The organism is Exiguobacterium sp. s161 (genome assembly GCF_018619045.1).
Taxonomy (GTDB): domain Bacteria; phylum Bacillota; class Bacilli; order Exiguobacteriales; family Exiguobacteriaceae; genus Exiguobacterium_A; species Exiguobacterium_A indicum.
This window is the reverse complement of record NZ_JACSNH010000009.1, coordinates 13,575-26,227: the sequence shown is the minus strand read 5'-3', so window position 1 is coordinate 26,227 and position 12,653 is coordinate 13,575. Positions and strand designations below refer to the sequence as shown.

The 12,653-nt window shown below is 46.6% G+C and carries 22 protein-coding genes; all 22 read left to right on the top strand.

Annotated elements, in window-relative coordinates; translation table 11 throughout:
- Positions 1 to 91: 91 nt before the first annotated feature.
- The 22 genes from fusA (at position 92) to rpmD (ending at position 12,646) form a co-directional block, all read left to right on the top strand.
- Positions 92 to 2,170, top strand: coding sequence for an elongation factor G (fusA, locus tag KNQ14_RS15970; RefSeq protein ID WP_195866121.1), 2,079 nt, complete (start codon positions 92 to 94; stop codon positions 2,168 to 2,170).
- A gap of 117 nt (positions 2,171 to 2,287) precedes the next feature.
- The gene (gene tuf, locus KNQ14_RS15965) at positions 2,288 to 3,475 is read left to right on the top strand and encodes an elongation factor Tu (RefSeq protein ID WP_058266098.1); all 1,188 of its coding nucleotides are present in this window, start codon (positions 2,288 to 2,290) and stop codon (positions 3,473 to 3,475) included.
- A gap of 316 nt (positions 3,476 to 3,791) precedes the next feature.
- Positions 3,792 to 4,100 (top strand): 30S ribosomal protein S10, encoded by a 309-nt coding sequence (gene rpsJ, locus KNQ14_RS15960; RefSeq protein ID WP_029343090.1) that lies wholly within the window; start codon positions 3,792 to 3,794, stop codon positions 4,098 to 4,100.
- Between the two features lie 68 nt (positions 4,101 to 4,168).
- Positions 4,169 to 4,795 carry a 50S ribosomal protein L3 gene (rplC, locus tag KNQ14_RS15955; protein WP_023466629.1) on the top strand — a complete coding sequence of 209 codons (627 nt, stop codon included), beginning with the start codon at positions 4,169 to 4,171 and terminating at the stop codon, positions 4,793 to 4,795.
- 29 nt (positions 4,796 to 4,824) lie between these two features.
- Positions 4,825 to 5,448, top strand: coding sequence for a 50S ribosomal protein L4 (gene rplD / locus KNQ14_RS15950; protein WP_023466630.1), 624 nt, complete (start codon positions 4,825 to 4,827; stop codon positions 5,446 to 5,448).
- Positions 5,448 to 5,732, top strand: a complete 285-nt coding sequence (gene rplW, locus KNQ14_RS15945; RefSeq protein WP_023466631.1) for a 50S ribosomal protein L23 — start codon at positions 5,448 to 5,450, stop codon at positions 5,730 to 5,732. Before rplD ends, rplW begins: the two co-directional genes overlap by 1 nt.
- 32 nt (positions 5,733 to 5,764) lie before the next feature.
- Positions 5,765 to 6,595: a 50S ribosomal protein L2 gene (gene rplB / locus KNQ14_RS15940; protein WP_023466632.1), complete on the top strand. Its 831-nt coding sequence runs from the start codon at positions 5,765 to 5,767 to the stop codon at positions 6,593 to 6,595.
- Between the two features lie 63 nt (positions 6,596 to 6,658).
- Positions 6,659 to 6,937: a 30S ribosomal protein S19 gene (gene rpsS / locus KNQ14_RS15935; RefSeq protein ID WP_012369013.1), complete on the top strand. Its 279-nt coding sequence runs from the start codon at positions 6,659 to 6,661 to the stop codon at positions 6,935 to 6,937.
- A 20-nt stretch (positions 6,938 to 6,957) separates the two neighbouring features.
- Positions 6,958 to 7,290 (top strand): 50S ribosomal protein L22, encoded by a 333-nt coding sequence (gene rplV / locus KNQ14_RS15930; RefSeq protein ID WP_012369014.1) that lies wholly within the window; start codon positions 6,958 to 6,960, stop codon positions 7,288 to 7,290.
- 12 nt (positions 7,291 to 7,302) lie between these two features.
- On the top strand, positions 7,303 to 7,959 hold the full coding sequence (gene rpsC, locus KNQ14_RS15925; protein WP_023466633.1) for a 30S ribosomal protein S3: 657 nt from the start codon (positions 7,303 to 7,305) through the stop codon (positions 7,957 to 7,959).
- A 33-nt stretch (positions 7,960 to 7,992) separates the two neighbouring features.
- Positions 7,993 to 8,430, top strand: a complete 438-nt coding sequence (gene rplP / locus KNQ14_RS15920) for a 50S ribosomal protein L16 (protein ID WP_012369016.1) — start codon at positions 7,993 to 7,995, stop codon at positions 8,428 to 8,430.
- Positions 8,417 to 8,620: a 50S ribosomal protein L29 gene (gene rpmC / locus KNQ14_RS15915; RefSeq protein WP_012369017.1), complete on the top strand. Its 204-nt coding sequence runs from the start codon at positions 8,417 to 8,419 to the stop codon at positions 8,618 to 8,620. The genes rplP and rpmC overlap by 14 nt, the downstream gene beginning before the upstream one ends.
- 31 nt (positions 8,621 to 8,651) lie before the next feature.
- The gene (rpsQ, locus tag KNQ14_RS15910; protein WP_023466634.1) at positions 8,652 to 8,915 is read left to right on the top strand and encodes a 30S ribosomal protein S17; all 264 of its coding nucleotides are present in this window, start codon (positions 8,652 to 8,654) and stop codon (positions 8,913 to 8,915) included.
- A gap of 48 nt (positions 8,916 to 8,963) precedes the next feature.
- Positions 8,964 to 9,332 (top strand): 50S ribosomal protein L14, encoded by a 369-nt coding sequence (gene rplN, locus KNQ14_RS15905; protein ID WP_012369019.1) that lies wholly within the window; start codon positions 8,964 to 8,966, stop codon positions 9,330 to 9,332.
- Between the two features lie 34 nt (positions 9,333 to 9,366).
- Positions 9,367 to 9,678 carry a 50S ribosomal protein L24 gene (gene rplX / locus KNQ14_RS15900; RefSeq protein WP_012369020.1) on the top strand — a complete coding sequence of 104 codons (312 nt, stop codon included), beginning with the start codon at positions 9,367 to 9,369 and terminating at the stop codon, positions 9,676 to 9,678.
- A gap of 31 nt (positions 9,679 to 9,709) precedes the next feature.
- A complete protein-coding gene (gene rplE, locus KNQ14_RS15895; protein ID WP_023466635.1) occupies positions 9,710 to 10,249 on the top strand; it encodes a 50S ribosomal protein L5 in 540 nt (179 codons plus the stop codon).
- 14 nt (positions 10,250 to 10,263) lie between these two features.
- Entirely contained in the window at positions 10,264 to 10,533 is a 270-nt protein-coding gene (rpsN, locus tag KNQ14_RS15890) for a 30S ribosomal protein S14 (RefSeq protein ID WP_023466636.1), read from the top strand.
- A gap of 31 nt (positions 10,534 to 10,564) precedes the next feature.
- A complete protein-coding gene (rpsH, locus tag KNQ14_RS15885) occupies positions 10,565 to 10,963 on the top strand; it encodes a 30S ribosomal protein S8 (RefSeq protein WP_012369023.1) in 399 nt (132 codons plus the stop codon).
- A 31-nt stretch (positions 10,964 to 10,994) separates the two neighbouring features.
- Positions 10,995 to 11,531 carry a 50S ribosomal protein L6 gene (gene rplF, locus KNQ14_RS15880; protein ID WP_023466637.1) on the top strand — a complete coding sequence of 179 codons (537 nt, stop codon included), beginning with the start codon at positions 10,995 to 10,997 and terminating at the stop codon, positions 11,529 to 11,531.
- A gap of 37 nt (positions 11,532 to 11,568) precedes the next feature.
- On the top strand, positions 11,569 to 11,919 hold the full coding sequence (gene rplR / locus KNQ14_RS15875; RefSeq protein WP_023466638.1) for a 50S ribosomal protein L18: 351 nt from the start codon (positions 11,569 to 11,571) through the stop codon (positions 11,917 to 11,919).
- 22 nt (positions 11,920 to 11,941) lie between these two features.
- Positions 11,942 to 12,442, top strand: coding sequence for a 30S ribosomal protein S5 (rpsE, locus tag KNQ14_RS15870; RefSeq protein WP_023466639.1), 501 nt, complete (start codon positions 11,942 to 11,944; stop codon positions 12,440 to 12,442).
- An 18-nt stretch (positions 12,443 to 12,460) separates the two neighbouring features.
- Positions 12,461 to 12,646 (top strand): 50S ribosomal protein L30, encoded by a 186-nt coding sequence (gene rpmD, locus KNQ14_RS15865; RefSeq protein WP_023466640.1) that lies wholly within the window; start codon positions 12,461 to 12,463, stop codon positions 12,644 to 12,646.
- The last annotated feature ends 7 nt before the right edge of the window (positions 12,647 to 12,653 follow it).

Sequence of the window (12,653 nt, the reverse complement as noted above, 5' to 3'; positions counted from 1 at the left end):
TAATGGAATTATGAGGTGGCTTTCGGGTATAGTCATGACGTGTGGCAACACACGACCACTAAACTAAAATGCGAAAGGAGAATGTTTAAAGATGGCAAGAGAATTCTCCCTTAAGAACACTCGTAACATCGGGATCATGGCTCACATCGATGCTGGTAAAACAACAACGACTGAGCGTATCCTGTATTACACGGGTCGTATCCACAAGATTGGTGAAACGCACGAAGGTGCTTCACAAATGGACTGGATGGAGCAAGAGCAAGAGCGTGGGATCACGATTACATCGGCAGCAACAACTGCTCAATGGAAAGGTAACCGCGTAAACATCATCGATACACCTGGACACGTAGACTTCACAGTTGAGGTTGAACGTTCACTTCGCGTACTTGATGGTGCGGTAGCAGTACTTGACGCTCAGTCTGGTGTTGAGCCACAAACTGAGACAGTATGGCGCCAAGCTACAACTTACGGCGTACCACGTATCGTTTTCGTTAACAAAATGGATAAAATCGGTGCAGACTTCTTGTACTCGGTCGGAACGCTTCGCGAACGCCTCCAAGCGAACGCACACGCGATCCAACTTCCAATCGGTGCGGAAGATGAATTCAAAGGAATCATCGACCTCGTCGAACAGAAAACATACATGTACGGTAACGATCTCGGAACTGACATCGAAGTGACTGACGGTTTCCCAGCTGATCTTGCTGATCAAGCTGAAGAACTCCGTGGATCATTGATCGAAGCAGTTGCGGATTACGAAGAAGAATTGATGATGAAATACCTCGAGGGTGAAGAAATCACAATCGACGAGTTGAAAGCGGCTATCCGTAAAGCAACTCTGACAGTTGACTTCTATCCTGTACTCGTAGGTTCGGCATTCAAGAACAAAGGTGTTCAGCTTATGCTTGACGCAGTTCTCGATTACCTCCCATCACCAATCGACGTAAAAGCGATCTCAGGTATCGATATGGATACGGATGAAGAAATCGTACGTGAGTCTTCGGACGACGCACCATTCTCTGCACTCGCGTTCAAAGTCATGACTGACCCTTACGTCGGTAAACTTACATTCTTCCGTGTGTACTCTGGTACAGCTTCGGCAGGATCGTACGTTAAAAACTCAACAAAAGGCAAACGTGAGCGTCTTGGACGTATCCTTCAAATGCACGCAAACAGCCGTGAAGAGATCCCGATGGTATACGCGGGTGACATCGCTGCAGCTGTAGGTTTGAAAGATACGACTACTGGAGATACGCTTTGTGCAGAGAAAGACAACGTCGTTCTCGAATCAATGACATTCCCAGAACCAGTTATCTCGGTCGCTATCGAACCAAAAACGAAAGCTGACCAAGATAAAATGGGTCAAGCCCTCGCTAAGCTTGCTGAAGAGGATCCAACGTTCCGCACTGAAACAAACCCGGAGACTGGTCAAACGATCATCTCAGGTATGGGTGAGCTTCACCTCGACATCATCGTTGACCGTATGCGTCGCGAGTTCAAAGTCGAAGCAAACGTTGGTGCTCCACAAGTAGCTTACCGTGAAACGATCCGCCAAGCGGCGAAGATCGATTCGAAGTTCGCTCGTCAATCTGGTGGTCGTGGTCAGTATGGTCACGTCGTCGTAGAATTCGAGCCGAACGAAGAAGGCGCTGGCTTCGAGTTCAACAACAAAATCGTCGGTGGTGTTGTTCCACGTGAATACATCCCAGCGGTTGAGAACGGAATCGAAGAAGCACTTCAAAACGGTATCCTTGCTGGTTACCCGGTCGTTGACGTAAAAGCTTCACTCGTCTTCGGATCGTACCACGATGTCGACTCAAACGAGATGGCATTTAAAGTTGCGGCTTCAATGGCAGTCAAACAACTCAAAGATAAGAGCGGCGCTGTTATCCTTGAGCCAATGATGAAAGTTGAAATCGTCATCCCAGACGAATACATGGGAGACATCATGGGTGATGTTACATCACGTCGTGGTCGCGTAGAAGGTATGGAAGCACGCGGTAACGCTCAAGTTGTCCGTTCAATGATTCCACTTTCTGAAATGTTCGGATACGCTACTGGTCTTCGTTCACGCACACAAGGTCGCGGAACGTACTCGATGCACTTCGATCACTACGAAGAAGTACCGAAATCAGTTGCGGAAGAAATCATCAAAAAAGCGAACGGCTAATCCTTCACAGGTTGTCACGCTTTTATGATTAGTGTAAGCTAAGGAAGGTGTACGTTATCTTACGACTCACCTTCCTAGTTATAAAAAATTATTAGACACATAGAGGAGGAATTCAGAATGGGTAAGGAAAAATTCGACCGTTCTAAACCGCACGTTAACGTTGGTACAATCGGCCACGTCGACCACGGTAAAACAACTTTAACAGCAGCTATCTCAGCTGTACTTGCAAAAGCACAAGGTAAAGCTGCAACTAAGTTTGACCAAATCGATGGTGCTCCAGAAGAGCGCGAGCGCGGTATCACAATCGCAACAGCTCACATCGAGTACGAAACAGAAAAACGCCACTATGCACACGTTGACTGCCCAGGTCACGCTGACTATGTTAAAAACATGATCACTGGTGCTGCACAAATGGACGGCGCGATCCTCGTTGTTTCTGCAACAGATGGTCCAATGCCACAAACACGTGAGCACATCTTGCTTTCACGTCAAGTAGGTGTTCCTTTCATCGTAGTATTCATGAACAAAGTTGACATGGTTGACGACGAAGAGCTTCTTGAGCTCGTCGAAATGGAAATCCGTGAGCTTCTTTCTGAGTACGACTTCCCAGGTGATGACCTCCCAGTTATCCAAGGTTCTGCTCTTGGCGCGCTTAACGGCGAAGCTAAATGGGAAGAAAAAATTCTTGAACTCATGTCAGCTGTCGATGAGTACATCCCAGAACCAACTCGTGACACTGAAAAAGACTTCATGATGCCAGTTGAGGATGTCTTCTCAATCACTGGTCGTGGTACAGTTGCTACTGGCCGCGTTGAGCGTGGAGTTCTTAAAGTCAACGACGAGATCGAAATCGTTGGTCTTCACGAAGAAACTAAAAAATCAGTATGTACTGGTGTAGAGATGTTCCGTAAGCTTCTTGACTATGCTGAAGCTGGTGACAACATCGGTGCTCTTCTCCGTGGTGTATCACGTGACGACATCGAGCGTGGACAAGTTCTCGCGAAACCAAACACAATCACACCACACAAAAAGTTCAAAGCGCAAGTTTACGTTCTTTCTAAAGAAGAGGGTGGCCGTCACACACCATTCTTCGCGAACTACCGCCCGCAGTTCTACTTCCGTACAACTGACGTAACTGGTATGGTTCAACTTCCAGAAGGTACTGAAATGGTTATGCCTGGGGACAACATCGAAATGACTGTTGAACTCATCGCACCAATCGCTCTTGAAAAAGAAACTCGTTTCTCAATCCGTGAAGGTGGCCGTACAGTAGGCGCTGGATCAGTTACAGAAATCGTTGAGTAATTTTTAAGACAAAGGTCTTCCGTCTCCCGTGGCGGAAGACCTTTTTTCATTTCTTTGAAAACAGTCTTGCAACATGGTCTGACATCTTATATACTGAGGAAAGTGTTTGTGCGAGTGGTGAGAGACTTGAATACATATTCTATTTTATTAGTGCTTGCATTCTTGCTGGTGATTCAGTATGATAGAATATGTTGGTCACAAACACAACGCGATGAAGCGGGAGGTTATGACACACCAGGCGGCATTGCCATGGCTAGTGTGGAAATTTCCGCGGAGAATGTCTATTTACGAAATAGGCGAAAAGGAGGGAAATAACATGGCAAATGAAAAAATTCGGATCCGTTTGAAAGCATACGATCACCGCGTGCTTGATCAATCGGCTGAGAAGATTGTCGACACAGCAAAACGTTCAGGTGCTACTGTATCTGGTCCGATCCCACTCCCAACGGAGAAAGCGGTCTACACAGTACTTCGTGCCGTTCACAAGTACAAAGATGCTCGTGAGCAGTTCGAAATGCGTACACACAAACGTTTGATCGACATCGTTAACCCAACACCGAAAACTGTTGATGCGCTTATGCGTCTCGAACTTCCATCGGGCGTTGACATCGAAATCAAACTTTAATTTTTCTTCTATAGATAGTTGATACTAGCCAGAAGATCAAAATCATTCAATATTAGGAGGTGTATCTCATGGCTAAAGGAATCTTAGGAACTAAACTCGGTATGACACAAATCTTCAACGAGTCAGGCGAAGTCGTCCCTGTTACTGTCGTTTCAGTCGAAGGTAACGTTGTTCTTCAATTGAAAACAACGGAAGTTGACGGTTACGAAGCAGTTCAACTCGGCTTTGGTGATATCAAAGAAGGTCGTCAAAACAAACCGCAAAAAGGTCACGCTGCGAAAGCAAACGCGACACCTAAGCGCTTCATTAAAGAAATCCGTACATCAGTAGCAGATTTCGAAATCGGTCAAGAGATTAAAGCAGATACTTTCGCTGCAGGCGAAATGGTTGATGTAACAGGTACGTCGAAAGGTAAAGGTTTCGCTGGTGCAATCAAGCGTCACAACCAATCACGTGGTCCAATGGCTCACGGTTCGCGTTACCACCGTCGCCCAGGTTCAATGGGTCCTGTTGCTCCTAACCGTGTATTCAAAGGGAAATTGCTCCCTGGACGCATGGGTGGAGAGCAAATCACTGTTCAAAACCTTGAAATCGTAAAAGTTGATGCAGAACGCGGCTTACTCCTCGTCAAGGGTGCTATCCCAGGCGCACGTAAGAGCCAAGTTGTCATCAAAACTGCGGTTAAAGGCAACTAATCCGTTTGCAAGGAAAGGAGGAATAACGAATGCCTAAAGTAGCTTTGCTTAACCAAACAGGTACACAAGTTGGAGACATCGAGCTCGCAGATGCCGTTTTCGGAATCGAGCCAAATGAAGCAGTCGTATACGATGCAATCGTCATGCAACAAGCTTCACGTCGCCAAGGTACACATGATACAAAAGGTCGCTCGGAAGTTCGCGGTGGCGGCCGTAAACCATGGAAACAAAAAGGTACTGGTCGTGCACGCCAAGGTTCGATCCGTTCGCCACAATGGGTTGGCGGTGGAACAGTCTTCGGTCCAACACCACGTTCGTACGCTTACAAACTTCCTAAAAAGGTTCGTCGTCTCGCACTTCGTTCAGCACTTTCTTCGAAAGTCGCTAACAACGAGTTCATCGTTCTTGAAGGATTGACAATCGATGCTCCTAAAACTAAGGACATGATCGCAGTATTCGCTGCTCTTTCAATTGAACGTAAAGTTCTCGTCGTTACTGCTGATTACAACGAGTCAGTCGTTCTTTCAACACGCAACATCCCAGGTGTCACAGTCGTTGACGCTGCAGGTGTAAACGTCCTTGATCTTGTCGCTCATGACAAAGTCATCATTACGAAGGACGCTGTTGCGAGAGTAGAGGAGGTGCTTGCATAATGGCACACACACACGACATTATCAAACGTCCTGTCATTACTGAACGTTCAGTAAACCAAATGGCTGAGAAAAAGTACACATTCGAAGTAGACGTGAAGGCATCTAAGACTCAAATCAAAGATGCAGTTGAAGCGATCTTCGGAGTGAAAGTTGACAAAGTCAACACATTGATCTCAAAACCAAAAGCAAAACGCGTAGGTCGTCACGCTGGTTACACAGCACGCCGCAAAAAAGCGGTCGTCACGCTTACTGCAGATAGCAAAGAACTCGATTACCTCGGTTAATCGGAACTCTGTAGAAAAGGAGGGAACTCTCGATGGGAATTAAAAAGTTTAAACCGACCACTAACGGTCGTCGTAATATGACTGCACTCGACTTTGCTGAGATTACGGCTTCACGTCCTGAAAAATCGTTAACTGAAAAGCTTTCGAAAAAGGGCGGACGTAACAACCAAGGTCGCTTGACAGTACGTCACCAAGGTGGCGGACACAAACGTAAATATCGTATCATCGACTTCAAACGGAACAAGGATGGCATCGCTGGTCGTGTCGCTACAATTGAGTACGATCCAAACCGCTCTGCTAACATCGCATTGATCCACTACATCGATGGTGAAAAACGCTACATCCTCGCACCGAAAGGCTTGAAAGTAGACATGCAAGTCATGGCTGGACCAGAAGCTGACATTAAAGTCGGTAATGCTCTTCCACTTTCAAACATCCCAGTCGGTACGTTGATCCACAACATCGAACTTAAGCCAGGTAAAGGTGGTCAGCTCGTTCGCGCAGCTGGTACTTCTGCTCAGCTTCTCGGTAAAGATGGTAAATACGCGATCGTTCGTCTTCAATCAGGCGAAACTCGTATGATCCTTGCTACTTGCCGTGCAACAGTCGGCGCTGTCGGTAATGAAGAGCACGAGCTCGTCAATATCGGTAAAGCTGGTCGTTCACGCTGGCTCGGAAAACGTCCTACAGTTCGTGGTTCTGTCATGAACCCAGTCGATCACCCACACGGTGGTGGTGAAGGACGTGCTCCAATCGGTCGTTCGGGCCCACTTACTCCTTGGGGTAAACCGGCACTCGGATACAAAACTCGTAAGAAAAACAAAGCGAGCGATAAATATATCGTCCGTCGTTCTAAAAAATAATTACATGATTTCTGGACGGTTCGTAGGAACCGTTCCTGAATCATGCCAAAGGGAGGTACAACTATGGGTCGCAGCTTGAAAAAAGGTCCATTCGCAGATCACCATCTGCTCGCTAAGGTTGATAAAGCCAACGAAGCTGGTGACAAACATGTCATCAAAACTTGGTCACGCCGCTCGACAATCTTCCCAGAGTTCATCGGTCACACGATCGCTGTCTACGATGGTCGTAAACACGTACCGGTTTACGTGACAGAAGATATGGTCGGTCACAAACTTGGTGAATTCGCTCCAACACGTTCTTACAAAGGACATGCTGGAAACGATAAGAAAACGAAACGTTAATCTGAGGGGAGGTACTCATTATGCAATCAAAAGCATCGGCTAATATGGTTCGCATTGCTCCTCGTAAGGCACGTCTCGTAGTAGACTTAATCCGCGGGAAGCAAATCGGCGAAGCACTTTCGATTCTTGCTTACACGAACAAGGCAGCAACGCCAATCGTTGAGAAAGTATTGAAATCGGCAATCGCGAACGCTGAGCACAACTTCGACATGAACATCGAAAACCTCGTAGTCACTGAGGCTTACGTAAACGAAGGTCCAACGCTCAAACGTTTCCGCCCACGTGCAATGGGTCGCGCAAGCCGCATCAACAAACGTACGAGCCACGTTCACATCGTGGTATCTGAAAAATAAGGAGGGATTACCGTGGGTCAGAAGATTAACCCAACTGGTCTTCGCGTAGGTATCATCAAAGACTGGGAATCACGTTGGTTCGCAGATAAAGACTATGCTGATCTCCTTCATGAAGACTACGTAGTTCGTGAATATATCGAAAAACGTCTTAAAGACGCTAGTGTCTCTAAAGTAGAAATCGAGCGCGCAGCTAACCGCTTGAACATCTCACTTCACACTGCTAAGCCTGGTATGGTTATCGGTAAAGGCGGTTCTGAAATCGAAACACTTCGTAAAGACATCACTAACCTTGCAAAAGGCAAACGCGTTCACGTTAACGTCGTTGAAGTGAAAAACCCGGATGCAGTTGCTAAGCTCGTCGCTGAGAACATCGCTCGCCAACTTGAAGGTCGCGTATCGTTCCGTCGTGCTATGAAGCAATCAATCCAACGCTCAATGCGTTCTGGTATCAAAGGAATCAAGACTGAAGTTTCTGGTCGTCTTGGTGGCGCTGATATCGCTCGTTCTGAGAAGTATTCGGAAGGAACAGTTCCACTTCATACACTCCGTGCAGACATCGATTACGGTACTGCAGAAGCTGATACAACTTACGGCAAAATTGGCGTAAAAGTATGGCTCCACCACGGTGAAGTGCTTCCTACGAAAAAAGCAGCAGCAAACGAAGAATAATCCACATCCGTCTAGGGAAGGAGGCAACACAACATGTTGTTACCAAAACGTGTAAAATATCGTCGTGTTCACCGCGGCAACATGCGTGGTAAAGCGAAACGTGGTACTACAGTACACTTCGGCGAGTTCGGTATCCAAGCTCAAGAAGCTAGCTGGATCACTAGCCGTCAAATCGAATCAGCGCGTATCGCGATGACTCGTTATATGAAACGTGGTGGTAAAGTGTGGATCAAGATCTTCCCACACAAGCCATACACTAAAAAACCTCTTGAAGTCCGAATGGGTTCAGGTAAAGGTGCTCCGGAGGGCTGGGTAGCAGTCGTCAAACCGGGTAAAGTAATGTTCGAAATCGCAGGAGTATCGGAAGAGATCGCACGCGAAGCTCTCCGTCTTGCATCACACAAACTTCCAGTAAAATGTAAGTTCGTAAAACGTGAAGAAAATGGTGGTGATACGAATGAAAGCAACTGATCTCCGTCAGCAAACAACTGAAGAGCTTAACGGTAAAGTCGGTTCGTGGAAAGAAGAGTTGTTCAACCTTCGTTTCCAACTCGCGACTGGTCAGCTTGAGAACCCTGCTCGTATCCGTGAAGTGCGCAAGTCGATTGCACGCGCGAAAACCGTTCTTCGTGAACGCGAACTCGGCATCAACAACGCATAATTCACTCGGATTCTGAGAGGAGGAACACTCAATGGAACGCACTAACAACCGCAAAGTGTTAACTGGACGCGTCGTTTCTGACAAAATGGACAAAACGATCGTAGTTACAGTTGAAACAAAAGTAAAGCACAAGCTTTACGGCAAACGCGTAAACTACTCTAAAAAGTACAAAGCGCATGATGAAAACAACACAGCTAAAATCGGTGATGTTGTACGCATTCAAGAAACACGTCCATTATCTAAGGACAAACGTTTCCGTCTCGTAGAAGTCATTGAAGAAGCAGTAATCATCTAAACTCTAATTAGTTCGGGTGAATAAACATCCGGAGGGAGGTACAATCGTATGATTCAACAAGAATCTCGCTTAAAAGTAGCAGACAACTCAGGAGCTCGTGAAGTCTTGACGATCAAAGTCCTCGGTGGTTCTGGTCGTAAAACTGCTAACATCGGTGACGTTATTGTTTGTACAGTAAAACAAGCAACACCAGGTGGCGTTGTCAAAAAAGGTGAAGTTGTACGCGCAGTAGTCGTTCGTACTAAACGTGGCGTTCGTCGTAAAGACGGTTCGTACATCCGTTTTGACGAAAACGCAGCAGTCATCATCAAAGATGACAAAAGCCCACGTGGCACACGTATCTTCGGACCAGTCGCACGCGAACTTCGTGAAAAAGACTTCATGAAGATCGTCTCGTTGGCACCGGAAGTACTTTAATTCCAAAGAATTCCTACAAGGAGGTGCTCTAACGATGCATGTCAAAAAAGGTGATAAAGTTCAGGTTATGACTGGTAAAGACAAAGGCAAACAAGGCGTTGTCCTTACAGCTATGCCTAAAAAAGATCGCGTAATCGTCGAAGGCGTTAACATGATCAAAAAACACTCAAAACCTTCTCAACTCAACCCGCAAGGCGGAATTGTCGAGAAAGAAGCACCGATTCACGTATCGAACGTTATGCTCATCGACCCTAAGACAGGTAACCCAACACGCGTTGGTTTCACTGTGGTTGACGGCAAGAAAGTACGTATCGCTAAAAAATCGGGCGAAGCTTTAGATAAATAAGAAGATTTAAAGAAAGGAGGTCCACTTTCTGATGAACCGTTTAAAAGCTAAATACCAAGACGAAATCGTCAAAGTAATGATGGAGAAATTCAATTACAGTTCTGTAATGCAAGCGCCGAAAGTCGATAAAATCGTAATCAACATGGGTGTTGGTGACGCTGTTACGAACTCTAAGGCACTTGACATGGCAGTCGAAGAGCTTCAGCTCCTCACTGGTCAGAAACCACTCATCACGAAAGCTAAGAAATCAATCGCTGGTTTCAAACTTCGTGAAGGTATGCCAATCGGTGCGAAGGTTACACTTCGTGGCGAGCGCATGTACGAATTCCTCGACAAGTTGATCAACGTGTCACTTCCACGTGTACGTGACTTCCGTGGCGTATCGAAAAAATCTTTCGATGGCCGTGGTAACTACACGCTAGGCGTGAAGGAACAATTGATCTTCCCAGAGATCGACTACGATCGCGTATCGAAAGTCCGTGGTATGGACATCGTTATCGTAACTACTGCTAACACGGATGAAGAGTCACGTGAGCTTCTCACTGCACTCGGCATGCCATTCCAAAAATAAGGGAGGTCGACAACATGGCTAAGAAATCAATGATCGCACGTGAAGTAAAACGTCAAGCACTCGTTGAGCGCTACGCTGAAAAACGCGCAGAATTGAAAGCACAAGGCGACTACATCGGCTTGAGCAAACTCCCACGTAACTCTTCAGCGGTTCGTTTACACAACCGTTGTAGTATCACTGGCCGTCCACACGGTTACATTGGTAAATTCGGTATCAGCCGTATTAAGTTCCGTGATCTTGCTCATAAAGGTCAAATCCCTGGTGTTAAAAAAGCAAGCTGGTAATTCATTAAAGTTGTGAAAGGAGGTACATCGCATGGTTATGACAGATCCGATTGCAGATATGCTTACACGCATTCGTAATGCAAACATGGTTCGCCATGAGAAGTTGGAAATGCCAGCTTCTACAATCAAACGTGAAGTCGCTGAAATCCTCAAACGTGAAGGTTTCATCCGCGATGTTGAATATCTCGAGGACAGCAAACAAGGTACGCTCCGCGTATTCCTTAAATACGGCGCAAGCAACGAGCGCGTTATCACTGGACTCAAACGTATCTCGAAACCAGGTCTTCGCGTTTACGCGAAAGCTGATGAAATCCCGAAAGTACTCGGTGGTCTCGGAATTGCTATCGTTTCAACATCTAAAGGTGTAATGACTGACAAAGAAGCTCGCCAACAAAAAGTCGGCGGCGAAGTGATCGCATACATCTGGTAATACACGCATAAAAAGAACGGAGGTGTCTTAAATGTCACGTATTGGTAAAAAGCCAGTCGTCATCCCAGCAGGCGTTACAGTAACAGTTGAAAACAACACGGTTACGGTAAAAGGTCCTAAAGGGGAACTCTCACGCGAGTTCAGCCCAGCTATGGCGATCAACGTAGAAGGTAATGAATTGACTGTCACTCGTCCGAACGACGAGAAAGCAAGCCGTACGATCCACGGAACGACTCGTGCGCTTATCGCGAACATGGTCGAAGGTGTTAGCAACGGTTTCGCTAAGACACTTGATATCCAAGGTGTTGGTTACCGTGCACAAAAGCAAGGTAACAAAATCGTACTCAACCTCGGTTACTCACACCCAATCGAGTACACTCCGGAACAAGGCATCGAAGTCGAAGTTCCTACGAATACGCAACTCATCGTTCGCGGAATCAGCAAAGAACGTGTTGGTCACGTCGCTGCATTGATCCGTTCGTACCGTCAACCTGAGCCGTACAAAGGTAAAGGTATTCGTTACAGTGATGAAGTCGTTCGTCGTAAAGAAGGTAAAACAGGTAAGTAATTCGCGAATGCGAATTGACCGGAAAGGAGTGGCATAAATGATCTCAAAGGCAGATAAAAACGCTACGCGTAAAAAACGTCATGGTCGTGTCCGTCGTACAATCATCGGGACTGCAACACGTCCACGTATGAACGTATTCCGTTCGAACAAGAACATTTACGTACAAGTCATTGACGATGCAACACATGCAACACTCGCATCTGCATCATCACTCGACCTTGAAAAAGGCAACACGACTGACGCTGCGGCAGCAGTTGGTAAGCTCGCAGCTGAGCGGGCTCTTGAAAAAGGTATCGAAACAGTCGTTTTCGACCGTGGAGGATATCTCTATCATGGACGTATCAAAGCTGTAGCTGAAGCAGCTCGTGAAGCTGGTCTCAAATTCTAATAGAAAAGGAGGGAACCTCTACATGCGCCAGTTAGAAATTAACATGGATCAACTCGAAGAACGCGTTGTTACCGTAAACCGCGTCGCGAAAGTAGTAAAAGGTGGCCGTCGCTTCCGTTTTGCTGCCCTCGTCGTCGTTGGTGACAAGAATGGTCACGTAGGTTTCGGTACGGGTAAAGCTCAGGAAGTGCCTGAAGCGATCCGTAAAGCAATCGAAGATGCTAAGAAAAACATGGTTAACGTTCCAATCGTTAACACAACAATTCCACACGAAGTCAACGGTGTATTCGGTGCAGGTCACGTCTTCTTGAAGCCTGCTTCTGAAGGTACTGGAGTCATCGCTGGTGGTCCAGTTCGTGCGGTTCTCGAATTAGCGGGAATCAACGACATTCTTTCAAAATCACTTGGATCAAGCACTCCAATCAACATGGTTCGTGCGACTGTCGAAGGTCTCACATCACTCAAACGTGCTGAAGAAGTTGCGAAACTCCGCGGTAAAACCGTCGAAGAACTTCGCGGTTAAGAAAGGGAGGGAAAACAGATGGCGAAACTCGCAGTTACCCTCACACGCAGCATGATCGGTCGTCCGGAGAACCAACGCGTTACTACTCGTACGCTTGGTCTCCGTAAGATGCACCAGACTGTTGTCGTACCTGACAACGCTGCTATGCGTGGGATGATTAACCACGTGTCACACTTAGTGACAGTAAAAGAAATTCAAGAGTAATAGTTCG